We start from the raw sequence: 13,464 nt of genomic DNA, 5'->3' as shown, positions 1-13,464 counted from the left end.
CACTCAACCGTGTGCGACAGCAATCATGTCGATCTCGACCGCCGCCGACTTGGGCAACTGCATCACCCCCACCGACGTGCGCGTGTGCACACCGGCAGCGCCGAGGATTTCGTGGAACAGGTCCGACGCGGCGTTGGCCACTTCACTTTGCTGATCAAAGTCTTCTGCGCTGCGCACATACACGGTGATACGCACGAGGGTCTTGACCTGATCCAGCGAACCCAGCGCTTGCTTGAGCAACCCCAGGCAACGCAACGCGCTGATACTGGCGGCGATTTGCGCCTGGGCCAGGGTCAGGCTTTCACCGACCTTGCCCGGCAGCATGAGGGTGTCACCGACACGCGGAATCTGGCCGCTGATGTACAGTTGGTTGCCATCGCGCACCAACGGCGTGTAGTTGCCGCCGATTTTGAATTCCTCCAGCAGGTAGCCGATGCGTTCCTGGGCAGCCTGGTATTTTTCGTCGCGTGTCATGGGCGTGCGTCCTCGTTGCGGCGTTTCCACTCATCCACCACATCGCCCAAGGTTTTGGGCATGTCGTTGCGGATCCAGGCCATGAACGGCCGGTCGAACTTGAACGTCGGGCCGCAGTGTTCGAGCATGAAACGGCGAACGTTCTGGGTATTTTTGTAGTGTGGGGTCACGGGAGTGGCGCGGGTGATGGCGTCGCTGTGCCAGTCAAAATCCATGTTGTCTCTCGGGCGGCTTGTTATTTGCGCAGTAGCATAGCGACCGGCTTGTTGGGCTGGAAGCGACAAGGCGTGCCGCCCACACTTATTTGATGTGTTGGGACGTCGTACAAGAACTGGAATTCTTTATAACGTCATCAAGCCTAATCTTTTCGAGATATTTCAAAATTTCACTTTCCTTGACCCTCGAAAATATTGCATGGTTGTACGACGACTTAAGTTGTCGTGTTCACCCCAACAACAATAAGGAAACACCCATGCCAAACGTCAAAGTGCTGATCGGTTTTCTGTGCCTGTTCACCGGCTACGTCGCAGCTGCGCCTGCCCCGGCCGAAAAGGATGTGGCTCAAGCGGTCGACCAACTGACCCAAGCCATGCTGCACCTGGACCTCAAGGCGCTGCACGCGCTGACGTCCGACAAGCTCACCTATGGCCACTCCAGCGGCAAGGTGCAGAGCAAAGCGCAATTTATCGCTGACCTGGAAACCCACACCAGCGCGTTCAAAACCCTCGAAATGCAAAACCAGACCATCACCCTGGACGGCGACACCGCGCTGGTACGCAACCACTTTCACGCCCTGGCCGTGAACAGCGGCGTCGAAGTGCCGACCGATATCGACAACTTCCAGGTCTGGCAGAAGCAAAAAGGCAAATGGCTGCTGATCGGGCGTCAGGCTTACAAATACTGACGCCAAGCGGTGCGGCTCACCACCGCACCGCTTCCCGGACCTTCAGCAGCGCCTCACCCAGCGCGGCCATGCTCACCGAACCCAGCGCCAGGCGCAGCGCGTGCGGCACCGTGGCCGAGACCGCAAACGGCTCGGCGGTGGACACGGAAATCTGCTCGCGCTGCAAGGCCATGGACACCTGATCGGCCCGCGCCTCGTCCCCCAGCGGCAACCACAAAAAATACGAAGACGGATGGCTGATGTAAGGCACGCCTTTGAGCACCTGCGCAGCCAAGGCTTGGCGTGCACGTGCGTCCTGGCGCTTTTGTGCTTCGAGCTGCGCGACGGTGCCGTCCTCGATCCAGCCCACCGCAATCGCGCTCATCACACCGGGCACGTTCCAGGTGGTGGCCATGATCGTGCGCTCCAGTTTTTTCACCCACTCCAACGGCGCGGCGATACACCCGACGCGCAAACCCGTGGCAACGCTTTTGGATAACCCGCCCACGTACACCGTGCACTCAGGCGCCAATGTGGCCAGCGGCGGTGGCGCGTCTTCGGCCAGAAACGCATAGGCCGCGTCCTCAATGAGCATCAGATGGTGCTCACGCGCGATGGCAATCAGTTGCACGCGTTGCGCAAGGCTCATCACCCACCCCAACGGGTTATGCAGGGTTGGAATGCTGTACACCGCACGCACCGGGCGCCTGCGGCACAGCGCGTGCAGGAACGCCAGATCCGGGCCGCTGGCGGTCACCGGAATGGCGACGATTTCCAGGTGCAGGGTTTCGGCCAACACCTTGAAGCCTGAATAGGTCAGCGCATCCACGGCAATTACATCCCCAGGCTTGAGCAACGCCATCATCGTCACCGCCAGGCCGTGCTGGGCGCCGCTGACCATCAGCACCTGCTCCGCCTCAACCGCCAGGCCTCGGCTCAATAGATGCCGTGCCACGGCAGCGCGCTCATGCAGACGACCGGCATGCGGCTGGTAACGCAACAGCGCTTCCAGGTCGCCCGACAGCGCCAATTGGCGCAGAGCGGTGCGCAGCAGGTCTGCCTGACCGGGCAGTGAGGGGTAATTGAAATTCAGGTCGAGCATGCCGGTGGCCACATTCATCTGCCCACTGCCCTGCCCTGGCGGCAACGCGATTTCCCGCACAAAGGTGCCGCGCCCGGTTTCGCCGCTGACCAGGCCCATGGCTTCAAGCTCGGTGTACACCCGGCTCGCGGTGACCAACGCCAGGCCATGTTCAGCCGCCAATTGCCGGTGCGTGGGCAGACGTGTACCGGGCGCCAGTGCGCCGCTGCGGATGTCTTGGGCAAAGGTGTCGACCAGCGACTTGTAGCGGGCGCGCGGCATAGGCGGTGTATCCATGACAATTTTTTGATTGTCTTAATCCTGGCCCCTAGGATGGTGTTTACGCAACCACCTAGTTCGAGCCCTCATCATGGAACGCACCTCAAGCCTCACTGCGCCGCACACCAGCACCCAAGGCTGGATCAACGGGTTTATCGGCGTGGTGATCTTCAGCGGTTCACTGCCAGCCACGCGCCTGGCGGTGATGGAGTTCAACCCGGTGTTTCTGACCATGATCCGCGCCGCCATCGCCGCCGTGCTCGGCGTGCTGTTGTTGTGGTTGTTCAGGGAAAAACGCCCTGCACGCCACCAATGGGGGCCGCTGGTGATCGTCGCCCTGGGTGTGGTGATCGGTTTTCCACTGCTCACGGCACTGGCGCTGCAATACGTGACCTCGGCGCACTCCATCGTGTTCATTGGCCTGCTGCCGCTGGCCACTGCAGTGTTTGGTGTACTGCGTGGCGGCGAGCGGCCGCGCCCGGTGTTCTGGGTGTTTTCGATTCTCGGCAGCCTGCTGGTGATGGGCTACGCCGTTGCCCAAGGCTTGAGCGCCGCGCCGGCCGGTGACCTGCTGATGCTGTTGGCCGTATTGGTGTGCGGCCTGGGATACGCCGAAGGCGCCACGTTGTCGCGCAGCCTGGGCGGCTGGCAGGTGATCTGCTGGGCGCTGGTGGTGTCGTTGCCGGTGGTGGCGCCGTTGAGCGTGATGCTGGCGCCGGCAACCCTCACGGGCATCAGCCTGCCGGCGTGGCTGAGCCTGGGCTATGTGTCGCTGTTCAGCATGCTGATCGGCTTTGTGTTCTGGTATCGCGGCCTGGCCCAGGGGGGCATCGCTGCGGTCGGCCAGTTGCAGTTGCTGCAACCGTTTTTCGGCCTGGCGCTGGCGGCGAGCCTGCTGCATGAGCAGGTCAGCCTGGGCATGGTGCTGGTGACGGTTGCGGTGATCGGCTGTGTGGCCGGGGCCAAGAAGTTTGCCCGTTAGCGCTGCGGCGCAACCATCTTGAATTTGATGTTGATGTCATTGGACACCACGCTGTTGCCCGCCCATTCACCCTCACCAATCTTGAAGTCGCTGCGCTTGAGGATGAACGCCCCGTCAAACACGCCGATGCCGCTTTGCTCCTTGAGCTGCACCTCAATATCCACCGGCCGCGTGATGCCCCTGATCGTCAGGTTACCGGTGATCTTGTAGCGGTTATCGCCCAGCGCCGTGGCGCCATTGGACTCATACACGCCCACAGGATAGGTCGCGGTGTCGAACCACGCCGGTTGCTGCAATTGGGTATTGGCGTCCTGGCTGCCGGCGTCGATGCTGGCGAGCTGGATCTTGAGCAACGCATGCGCCGCCTCAGGCTTTTGCGTGTCGAAGGTCAGAGTGCCTTCAAAGTCACTGAAGGTGCCATACACCCGCTGCCCGAATTGCTGGAAGGTAAAACTGATCTGGCTGGCGGTGCGGTTGACGTCTTTGTATTCCACGGCCTGCGCGTTGCCGAGAAACACACCAAGGAGCACCGCCAGGCTTACAAACAGGGGCATTCGACACTTCATGCAACACTCCGCAAGATAAATGAACAGATGTGCTGAGCTAACACGCCATGCCATGGTTTTATTCCCTTTCGCAGCGTGCCCTGCTAAACAGAGTAGTCGCCAAAAGAAACAATAAGGACTTTGCATGCACACCCCTTCCCTGCAGGACATCACCGCGCCCGAAGGCATCTGCTACGGCTGCGGCGGCAGCAACCCCCATGGCCTGCACATCAAAAGCCGTTGGGATGCCGATGGTATCCATGTGATCGCCGAGCACCTGCCCGAAGCTCAATACAGCGGCTGGCCGGACCTGGTCTACGGCGGCCTGATCGCCATGCTGGTCGACTGCCACTCCAACTGGACGGCCATGGCCTACCACTACCGCAACGAACTGCGCGAGCCCGGCAGCCTGCCGCGCATCGACTGCGTGACCGGTAACCTGGGGATCAAATTCATCAAGCCCACACCCATGGGCGTCACGCTGACCCTGCGCGCGCGGGTTGAAGGCGACGTGGGGCGTAAAAGCCGCGTGGTCTGCGAGGTGTACGCCGGTGACGTGCTCACCGCCCTCGGCGACTCGGTGTTCGTGCGCATCGATACCCGGCAACTGTCGGATTCCGCCCATGGCCGCGAACGTTGATCCTGGTCTACAGTGATGACCACCGCTAATCGAGGACTGCTCCGATGACTCGTCTCACCGCGAAAGACTTCGCCCCCGAACTGCTGGAACTCTACGACGGCTACGCCCACGGCAAGCTCAACCGCCGCGAATTTCTCGACCGCGCCGCGCTGTTCACCTTCGGCGGCCTCACCGCCTCGGCCCTGCTGGCAGCCCTGAGCCCCAACTACGCGCTGGCCGAACAAGTCAAATTCACTGACCCAGACATCGTCGCCGACTACATCACCTACCCCTCGCCCAAAGGCAACGGCACCGTACGCGGCTACCTCGTACGCCCGGCCAAGGCCAGCGGCAAACTGCCCGCCGTGGTGGTGGTGCACGAAAACCGAGGCCTTAACCCCTACATCGAAGACGTCGCCCGGCGCCTGGCCAAAGCCGGCTTCATCGCCCTGGCACCCGACGGCCTCACCTCCGTGGGCGGCTACCCCGGCAACGATGAAAAAGGCGTGGAACTGCAACAAAAAGTCGACCCCACCAAACTCATGAACGACTTCTTCGCCGCCATCGAATGGCTGATGCACCACGACAGCAGCACCGGCAAAGTCGGGATTACCGGCTTCTGTTATGGCGGCGGCGTGACCAATGCGGCGGCGGTGGCTTATCCAGAACTCGGCGCAGCGGTGTCGTTTTACGGCAGGCAGCCAGAAGCGAAGGACGTGCCACGCATCAAGGCGCCGATCATGCTGCACTATGGCGAGTTGGACACGCGAATCAACGAGGGTTGGCCGGCGTATGAACAGGCGTTGAAGGCCGCAGGCACCACCTATGAGGCGTTTATTTATAAGGGCGCCAATCATGGCTTTCATAATGATTCGACGCCGAGATATGACGAGGCAGCGGCGAATCTGGCGTGGGAGCGCACGTTGGGCTGGTTCCGCAAATACCTGGTCTGAACACGTTCAGAACTGTGGCAGCTAACTTCTTGTGGCGAGCGGGCTTGCCCCGCGCTGGGGCGCGAAGCGGCCCTGACACCTCACGACGCGATACATCTGGAAAACCGCGTTGACTCCCCTGGGGCTGCTGCGCAGCCCAACGCGGGGCAAGCCCGCTCGCCACAACACCCCGCCTCTCAGCTTTGATCGGTGTTGCCTGATCGACATGCAGTGTTAAAGGCCAGCAATCCATATCCCTTAACCTTGCAGGAAGCTTCCTAAGCAGCCCTTCGGCCTTGCGCCTGCGCATGCCACTGGCTAGCCTGTGCTCTGTCGCTGCCTATCAGCGAACAGGTGTGGAAACCTGAAACAAGTAGGCCCCTTATCAGGAGCTTATGCATGAGCAATACAACGCGCTTCACCCCCAGCCGCGAAATATTTGAACGCGCCCTGAGTCACTACCTGCAACCCACCTCACCGCAGCCCTTTACAGTGCATCACGACCTCAGCTTCGAAGACGCCCTCGCCCAACTCTGCGACCTGCTGCGCTGCGCAGCCGCCACCGCTGCCGACACCACCCAAGGCCTGACAGGCGATCAACGCCACATGGCCGGTGCCACCGAACACCTGATCGACAGGGCCCAAACCCTGGCCGACCGTGCGCTGGAGTGCCTGCAACCCAAAACCTGCTGACACACCACAAACCAACTGTGGGAGCTGGCTTGCCTGCGAAGGCGGTGTGTCAGTGGCGAGTTAATTGGCTGACACACCGTTATCAAATAAAAAAGAATAGAAAAATAGGCGGCGCACCACGTTTAATGCTGAGCAATAGCCGAGTTTTATTAACGCCATAAACAGCCACACCGCTCATGCGCCGCTTCTAGTGCTCCAACGCATACCGCCGACAATGGTTGAGATACCCCTGCTCATGGCTGCCCACCAACTGCACCACGCTGGTCCATAACCACGACGGCGCATCCAGCTGTTTGGAGCGGTTTTCCTGCAACACCGCCATCCACTCCTTGCGCGTATCGCGGTCCATCTGGCGGGCATGGGCGATGCCGACCACGCGGGCCAGGTAACCGGCGGCGTGCATGGCGTCGATCTCGCTCAGCTCATCGAGTTCCAGTTTCATGTCTTGAGGCAGCAGTTCCCGGATGAAGAAACCGTGATCGAGAAAACGTGTGGCCAGCATGCGCTCGCCCAGGCCCGGTGACAGCTGGCGGGCGCCTTCCACCACACGCCGGCCATTGTCGCGTGGCATTTTCGCGCGTGCCGCCCGGGGCGCGGCGGCGCCGACGGCTTCCTTGATGTCGATCAGGCAATATTCCTGGTCGTCCTTGTCGCCCACGCCCAACAAGGCTGCATAACGCAGCAAGCCGAGGGAGCTGCAGCCTTTGACCCAATAGGCCGAATCAAGCAATTGGACCTTGGCGTCTTTGGGCCGGCCTTTGAGCGAGGTCACCAACTGGTGGATTTCATCCGAGGCGCAAACACTTTGCAGCGCGCTCTTTTCCGCCCGTGACAATGACCAGAAGTGCTTGCCCAACGGAATAGTAGGCCGGGCATTTTCAATGCGTTCACGCGCCAGGTTTTTCCAGGTGCGTTCCACCGCGCTGCGCATGCCAGCCTTGACTTGGGAAGGACGCGGCGGCGCTTCATCGGGCTTGTCTTTGAAGGCTTGTTCGTAGCCCACCATCATTTCTTCCAGCATGCGTGCGGTGGTCACGCCCGGCAGGTCCGAGCCGCGTGCGGCGGTGGCTAACGACAGCGCCAGGCGCACCAGGTCATGGGCCGGGTTGCCGATCACGGTTTGGTCGAGGTCGCGGATATGCATGTCGATACGGCCCTTGGTATCACCCGTGGGGCCGAGGTTGCCCGCGTGGCAATCGCCGCAGATCCAGATCGCCGGGCCATGGGGCAAGCGGCGGCCGGGCTGGCTGTGCAGCCACTCGTAAAACTGCACCGTGCTGCCGCGCACATAAGCATGGGCCGAGCGCGCCATCTTCAGGTTGCGCAGTTGGATGAGGTGGGGCATGCGGGCAGAGGGGCGCGGAATTTTCATGGAAGCACTCGGTACGGGGTACGGTAGAGGCTGGCCCGTCACGAATGTTTCATTTTGTTTCAAGAATAAAAACTTCAAGCCTGGGCGCTGTGCGCTTTCAACCAGCCTTTGAACGCGGCCATGGCCGAGGTTTCTGCCCGCGATTGCAAGCGCGTCAGCCAATAACTGCCGGTGCTGATGCCCACGCTGAACGGCTGGCGAATAAGATCACTCTCCAGTTGCCGTGAGAACATCATCGCCGGCGCCAAGGCCACGCCGATGCCCTGCTGCGCGGCCTCCATCATCGCCAGGGACGAGTCGAACACGATGCTGCGCGGCACCGGCGTGTCGGCCGGCAGCCCGGCGGCCTGGAACCACAGGTTCCATTCATCGGCGCGGTAAGAGCGCAATAAGGTGTGCTTGAGCACGTCGTCCGGCGTGTGCAATTGCTCGGCAATCTGCGGCACGCACAGCACGGTCAACGGCGCGTCAAGCAACTGGCAGGCGTCGGTGCCATGCCAGGCGCCAGCGCCGAAGCGGATCGCGTAGTCGAGACCCTCGGCGGCAACGTCAACACGGTTGTTGTGGGTCGACAGGCGCAGGTCGATAAACGGGTAGCGGCTTTGAAAGTCCGGCAAACGCGGCAGCAACCAGCCGACGGCGAAGGTGCCCACCGCCCCGACGGTGAGCACTTCACGGTAATGGCCACCTTCGAACTGGCCTAAGGTAAGGGCAATCCGGTCGAAAGAGTCGCGCACGACCGGCAGCAGTGTTTCGCCTTCGCGGGTCAGCATCAGGCCGCGTGGCAGGCGCTTGAACAAGGTGACGTTCAACTGCGCCTCCAGGCTTTTGACCTGATGACTGACTGCCGCCTGGGTCACGCACAGCTCGATGGCTGCTCGGGTGAAGCTCAAATGCCGGGCGGAAGCTTCGAATGCGCGCAACGCATTGAGCGGTAAATGGGAGCGCAGCATGCATGACCCTAAATTAACTAATGGCTGATGCGAGATATCATCGTTTGCCCGCCGAACAAAATCCACCTAGATTTGCCCCGCCTGCGCAGGCCTTGATCGTCAGCACATCTTTTACATGGAAGCGAACCCGCATGAATCACACCTTACAAAAAATTCTGTTCAGCGCCCTGTTAATAGGCTCCGGTAGCTGCATGGCCGCCACCGACCTGCGCACGGTAGTCGATGCCAGCGTTGCGCCGCTGATGCAGCAACAAGGGATCCCAGGCCTGTCGGTCGCGGTGGTTAACCAAGGCAAGGTTCAATACTTTAACTACGGTGTTGCATCAAGGGAAACCAAACAGGCCGTTAACCAAGACACCCTGTTTGAAATCGGATCGATCAGCAAAACCTTTACCGCCACCCTCGGCGGCTACGCGCAGGCCACCGGTAAGCTCGAGCTCTCGGATACCGCCAGCCAGCACCTGCCAGCCCTGGCCGGTGGCGTATTCGATCACATCAGCCTGCTGCAACTGGCGACCTACACACCGGGTGGCCTGCCGTTGCAGTTTCCCGACGCGGCCGACAACGCCGGTGCCATGCTCGGTTATTTCCAGCACTGGAAACCCGCGTATGCGCCGGGCGAACAGCGTTTGTATTCCAACCCCAGCATCGGCTTGTTCGGCTACCTCGCGGCGCAAAGCCTGGGGCAGCCTTTTAACGTTGCCATGGAGAAAACCTTGCTGCCCAAGCTGGGCCTGACCAACACCCACGTCAGCGTGCCGGCGAGCAAAACCGCTCAATATGCGCAAGGCTATGACAAAAATCTGAAACCCATTCGCGTCAGCCCCGGCGCCCTGGACAGCGAAGCCTACGGTATCAAGACCAGCACCCAGGACCTCGCGCGCTATGTGATTGCCAACCTGCACCCCGAGACCCTGGAAAAACCGCTGCAACAAGCGATCTCCACCACTCACGCGGGTTACTACACCGTCAATGGCATGACCCAGGGCCTGGGCTGGGAACGCTACCCCTACCCGATCAAGCTGCAGGCCTTGCTGGAGGGCAACTCGACCGAAATGGCGATGCAGCCGCACAAGGTCAATTGGCTGACGCCGGCGCAGGCACAACCGGCCAACGTGCTGTACAACAAAACCGGCTCCACAGGCGGTTTTGGCGCGTATGTGGCTTACGTACCGAGCAAGGACATGGGTGTGGTGATTCTGGCTAACCGCAATTACCCGAATGCCGAGCGGGTTAAATTGGCTTATGCGATCTTGAATGCGATGGACAACTAAGGCCTGACAAGAATCAAAGGTGGGAGCTGGCTTGCCTGCGATGGCGGTATATCAGTCACCGAATTGGCTGACTGAACCACCGCTATCTCAGCATAGGTATCTACACAACTGCCGGTTAAAACAAAGCCTGCTCGCCACAGGGGAACGGGGTGCCTTCGAACGTATGGCTATCGCAGGCAAGCCAGCTCCCACATTTTCAGACCGTGTTACATGCCCAGCCAGTGCGGCAGCGCCAGCGAGATAAACGGCAAGTACGTGACCATTATCAAAAACACCAGCAGGATCATCAGCCACGGCAATGCCGCGCGAATCGTCTGCCCGAGGGTCAACCCGGTCACCGCCGAGGTCACAAACAGGTTCAACCCTACCGGTGGGTGTACCAGGCCGATTTCCATGTTGACCACCATCACAATCCCCAGGTGAATCGGGTCAATCCCCAGCTTCATGGCAATCGGGAAGAAGATCGGCGCCAGGATCAGCACAATCGCGGAAGGCTCCATAAAGCTGCCGGCCACCAGCAACACCACGTTGACCATGATCAAAAAGCCAATCGGCGTCAGGCCTTCGGAGATCACCCAGGCGGTGATTTCCTGCGGGATCTGTTCGGTGGTCAGTACATGGGCAAAGAGCATGGCGTTGGCGATGATAAACATCAGCATGATCGCCAGGCGCCCGGATTCCAGCAGCACCTTGGGGCAATCGCGCAGCTTCATGTCCTTGTACACAAACAGCGCGACAAACGCCGAATACACCGCCGCCACGGCCGCCGCTTCCGTCGGCGTGAACATGCCGCTGTAGATGCCGCCGAGGATGATCACCAGCAACAGCAAGCCCCAGAACGCGCGACGTGCGCAGGTCAGCCACTCGCGGAAGGTCGCACGGGGCTGCGCCGGCAGCTTCTTGATGCGCGCGACGATGTAGATCGCGACCATCAGCATCAGGCCCAGCAGCAATCCTGGAATCACACCGGCCATGAACAGCTTGCCCACCGAGGTTTCGGTGGCTGCCGAGTACACCACCATCACAATCGACGGCGGGATCAGGATGCCCAGGGTGCCGGCGTTGCAGATGATCCCGGCGCCGAACTCCTTCGGGTAACCCGAGCGCACCATCCCCGCCACGGCAATCGAGCCCACTGCCGCCACCGTCGCCGGCGATGACCCGGACAGCGCCGCAAACAGCATGCACGCCAGCACCGCCGCAATCGCCAGGCCGCCTCGGATATGCCCGACACAGGCGTTGGCGAAGTCGATCAGCCGTTGCGCCACACCGCCAGTGGTCATGAACGCACCGGACAGCAGGAAGAATGGAATCGCCAGGAAGGTGTAGGCGTCGGAGGTTTCAAACAGCTTGATCGCCAGCGAACTCACCGAGTCCTGGCTGAACATCAGGATCGACACCGCGCCGGACAGCCCCAGGGAAATCGCGATCGGCACGCCGAGGAACATGAACACGAACAACAGCAAAAACAGACAGAGCACGGCCATCAGTGACGCTCCTCATGGCTGCCGGCCAGCTTACTGGCCTCCCCGGCCTCGTCGGCCAGCCCCAACCCGACCTGACGGTGGGTAAAGATGCGGTAGAAAATTTCCAGGTAGCGGATAAACACCAGGGCAAAACCGATGGGCACGATGATCACGATATCGCCCACGTCCACGCCGTATTGGTCGAGGTCTTCGGCGCCGATCTGCGCGGTCATCACCGCACTCACCCACTTGTAGCTGGCGACCATGAACAGCCCGGCGTAGGCCAGGCAACACAGGCACGCGAGCATGCCGAGCAGGCGTTGCACCGGGCGTTTGGTCAGCTTGACCAGCGCATCTACGCCAAGGTGGCCCGCGGTGCGCACGCCGTAGGAGATGCCGAAGAAAATCAGCCAGCCGAACATGGCCTTGGTCAGCGCCACGCTCCAGGTCATGTCCTGGGCCCAGGTCATGGTGTGGTCGCCCAAGGCACCGAAAAAGCTGCTGCTCCATGCCCACTTGTCAGACAGAGCAAAAAACAGGGTGTAGATGTTGTTGAGCATGACGTAGACGAATGTCACCAGGGTCATGGCGGCCAGCAGGAAGGCGATAAACCCTTCCTCCAGGTGCTCCCAGACGCGCCTTAGCGTTTGCATGGCAAAACCTCGCGAAGCGGGAATGATGTCGGGGTGGAAAGCGGAACAAACTGTGGAAGCGGACCTCTGTGGGAGCCGGGCTTGCCCGCGATGGGATCAACTCGGCGCTACAGATACACCGAGTTGCCTGCATCGCAGGCAAGCCAGCTCCCACATAAAGCCCTTTCCACAGTAGTTTTGGGTGGTCGCCCAATCACTGGTTGGACGCATCCGCCGCCTTGATCAGGTCGGCGCCGATCTCACCTTCGAACTTCTGCCACACCGGGCGCATGGCTTCGCGCCACAGCTGGCGTTGCTGCGGGGTCAGTTCGATGATTTCGCTGGTCTTGGCGTCGATGATCTTCTGCTTGGCCGACTGGTTCAGCGCTTCGGCCTGCTTGTTCACCTCGACGGTGACTTCGACCATGATCTGGTCCAGGGTGGTGCGCACATCCGGCGGCAGGCCGTTCCAGAACTTGGCGTTGGTGATCACCATGTAGTCGATCAGGCCATGGTTGGACTCGGTGAAGTACTTCTGCACCTCGTTGACCTTCTGGCTTTCATAATTGGACCAGGTGTTCTCGGTGCCATTCACGGTGCCGGTCTGCAGGCCTTGATATACCTCGGCAAAGCTCATCTTGCGCGGGTTGGCGCGGATCGCCTTGAACTGCTCTTCAAGTACGCTGGAAGCCTGCACACGGAACTTCAGGCCACGGGCGTCCTTGGGTTCACGCAGTGCTTTGTTGGCAGAAAGCTGCTTGAGGCCGTTGTGCCAATAGGCCAGGCCGAGGATGTTCTTATCCTGCATAGAGGTCAGCAATGCCTTGCCCTGAGCAGCCTGGAAACGGTCGACGGCGGCCAGGTCGTTGAACAGGAACGGCAGGTCGTAGATCTGCACTTGCTTGGTGTACTGCTCGAACTTGGCCAGGGACGGCGCCAGCATCTGCACATCGCCCAACAACAACGCTTCCATCTCCTTGCCATCGCCGAACAGCGAGGAGTTGGGGTACACCTCGACCTTCACACGGCCCGGCAGCCGTTCTTCGGCGAGCTTCTTGAAGAGCAGCGCGCCCTGGCCTTTAGGCGTGTTTTCGGCAACCACGTGGGCGAACTTGATCACAATCGGGTCTGCCGCCTGGGCCAGGCCCGCGGCAAACAGAGTGGCGGCGCACAACAGCGCCCGAGAAAGCTTGAGCATGGGGAATCACCTTCTTATTGTTGTGTTATAGGGCAAGGTGCCTGATGTGGTGCGTGTAGTGAATTTCGAATTTTAGATACC

The 13,464-nt window shown here is 60.7% G+C and carries 15 protein-coding genes; 6 read left to right on the top strand and 9 right to left on the bottom strand.

The genetic code is table 11. The features are described 5' to 3' along the window. Nucleotides 1–3: 3 nt before the first annotated feature. Nucleotides 4–474, bottom strand: coding sequence for a RidA family protein (locus AOA62_RS21150; RefSeq protein ID WP_017138969.1), 471 nt, complete (start codon nucleotides 472–474; stop codon nucleotides 4–6). Beyond that, on the bottom strand, nucleotides 471–689 hold the full coding sequence (locus AOA62_RS21145; protein ID WP_099549633.1) for a DUF6434 domain-containing protein: 219 nt from the start codon (nucleotides 687–689) through the stop codon (nucleotides 471–473). The genes AOA62_RS21150 and AOA62_RS21145 overlap by 4 nt, the downstream gene beginning before the upstream one ends. Before the next feature lie 257 nt (nucleotides 690–946). Between AOA62_RS21145 and AOA62_RS21140 the strand changes: the two genes are divergently transcribed. Continuing rightward, entirely contained in the window at nucleotides 947–1,378 is a 432-nt protein-coding gene (locus AOA62_RS21140) for a nuclear transport factor 2 family protein (protein WP_099549632.1), read from the top strand. 16 nt (nucleotides 1,379–1,394) lie between these two features. Here the strand turns inward: AOA62_RS21140 and AOA62_RS21135 are convergent, their stop codons facing one another. Further along, complete coding sequence (locus tag AOA62_RS21135; protein ID WP_099549631.1) at nucleotides 1,395–2,720, bottom strand: PLP-dependent aminotransferase family protein; 1,326 nt, start codon at nucleotides 2,718–2,720, stop codon at nucleotides 1,395–1,397. A gap of 88 nt (nucleotides 2,721–2,808) precedes the next feature. Here AOA62_RS21135 and AOA62_RS21130 point away from each other — a divergent pair, with 88 nt between their 5' ends. Continuing rightward, nucleotides 2,809–3,699, top strand: coding sequence for a DMT family transporter (locus AOA62_RS21130; protein WP_099549630.1), 891 nt, complete (start codon nucleotides 2,809–2,811; stop codon nucleotides 3,697–3,699). Here the strand turns inward: AOA62_RS21130 and AOA62_RS21125 are convergent. Next, nucleotides 3,696–4,265 carry a YceI family protein gene (locus AOA62_RS21125; protein WP_099549629.1) on the bottom strand — a complete coding sequence of 190 codons (570 nt, stop codon included), beginning with the start codon at nucleotides 4,263–4,265 and terminating at the stop codon, nucleotides 3,696–3,698. The genes AOA62_RS21130 and AOA62_RS21125 overlap by 4 nt on opposite strands. 124 nt (nucleotides 4,266–4,389) lie before the next feature. Between AOA62_RS21125 and AOA62_RS21120 the strand changes: the two genes are divergently transcribed. The 3 genes from AOA62_RS21120 (at nucleotide 4,390) to AOA62_RS21110 (ending at nucleotide 6,488) form a co-directional block, all read left to right on the top strand. After that, a complete protein-coding gene (locus tag AOA62_RS21120) occupies nucleotides 4,390–4,884 on the top strand; it encodes a PaaI family thioesterase (RefSeq protein ID WP_099549628.1) in 495 nt (164 codons plus the stop codon). Between the two features lie 44 nt (nucleotides 4,885–4,928). Beyond that, nucleotides 4,929–5,816, top strand: coding sequence for a YghX family hydrolase (yghX, locus tag AOA62_RS21115; RefSeq protein WP_017138976.1), 888 nt, complete (start codon nucleotides 4,929–4,931; stop codon nucleotides 5,814–5,816). A 378-nt stretch (nucleotides 5,817–6,194) separates the two neighbouring features. Next, nucleotides 6,195–6,488 carry a hypothetical protein gene (locus AOA62_RS21110; RefSeq protein WP_225932995.1) on the top strand — a complete coding sequence of 98 codons (294 nt, stop codon included), beginning with the start codon at nucleotides 6,195–6,197 and terminating at the stop codon, nucleotides 6,486–6,488. A 187-nt stretch (nucleotides 6,489–6,675) separates the two neighbouring features. Here the strand turns inward: AOA62_RS21110 and AOA62_RS21105 are convergent, their stop codons facing one another. Next, on the bottom strand, nucleotides 6,676–7,860 hold the full coding sequence (locus AOA62_RS21105; protein ID WP_026013734.1) for a DUF2252 domain-containing protein: 1,185 nt from the start codon (nucleotides 7,858–7,860) through the stop codon (nucleotides 6,676–6,678). Nucleotides 7,861–7,934: 74 nt separating this feature from the next. Continuing rightward, the gene (locus AOA62_RS21100; protein WP_099549627.1) at nucleotides 7,935–8,813 is read right to left on the bottom strand and encodes a LysR family transcriptional regulator; all 879 of its coding nucleotides are present in this window, start codon (nucleotides 8,811–8,813) and stop codon (nucleotides 7,935–7,937) included. Nucleotides 8,814–8,944: 131 nt separating this feature from the next. Between AOA62_RS21100 and ampC the strand changes: the two genes are divergently transcribed. Then, nucleotides 8,945–10,087, top strand: coding sequence for a class C beta-lactamase (gene ampC, locus AOA62_RS21095; RefSeq protein ID WP_099549626.1), 1,143 nt, complete (start codon nucleotides 8,945–8,947; stop codon nucleotides 10,085–10,087). Between the two features lie 206 nt (nucleotides 10,088–10,293). Here ampC and dctM read toward each other — a convergent pair whose 3' ends face one another. From dctM to AOA62_RS21080, 3 genes are all read right to left on the bottom strand, one after another. Continuing rightward, nucleotides 10,294–11,574, bottom strand: coding sequence for a C4-dicarboxylate TRAP transporter large permease protein DctM (gene dctM, locus AOA62_RS21090; RefSeq protein ID WP_017137472.1), 1,281 nt, complete (start codon nucleotides 11,572–11,574; stop codon nucleotides 10,294–10,296). Further along, a complete protein-coding gene (locus tag AOA62_RS21085; protein WP_017137473.1) occupies nucleotides 11,574–12,206 on the bottom strand; it encodes a TRAP transporter small permease in 633 nt (210 codons plus the stop codon). Before AOA62_RS21085 ends, dctM begins: the two co-directional genes overlap by 1 nt. 193 nt (nucleotides 12,207–12,399) lie before the next feature. After that, nucleotides 12,400–13,383 (bottom strand): TRAP transporter substrate-binding protein, encoded by a 984-nt coding sequence (locus tag AOA62_RS21080; RefSeq protein ID WP_017137474.1) that lies wholly within the window; start codon nucleotides 13,381–13,383, stop codon nucleotides 12,400–12,402. Nucleotides 13,384–13,464: the final 81 nt, after the last annotated feature.

Origin of the sequence: Pseudomonas sp. 2995-3 (genome assembly GCF_002742565.1) — a bacterium.
GTDB classification, from domain to species: domain Bacteria; phylum Pseudomonadota; class Gammaproteobacteria; order Pseudomonadales; family Pseudomonadaceae; genus Aquipseudomonas; species Aquipseudomonas edaphica.
This window is presented reverse-complemented; position numbering and strand designations above follow the sequence as displayed.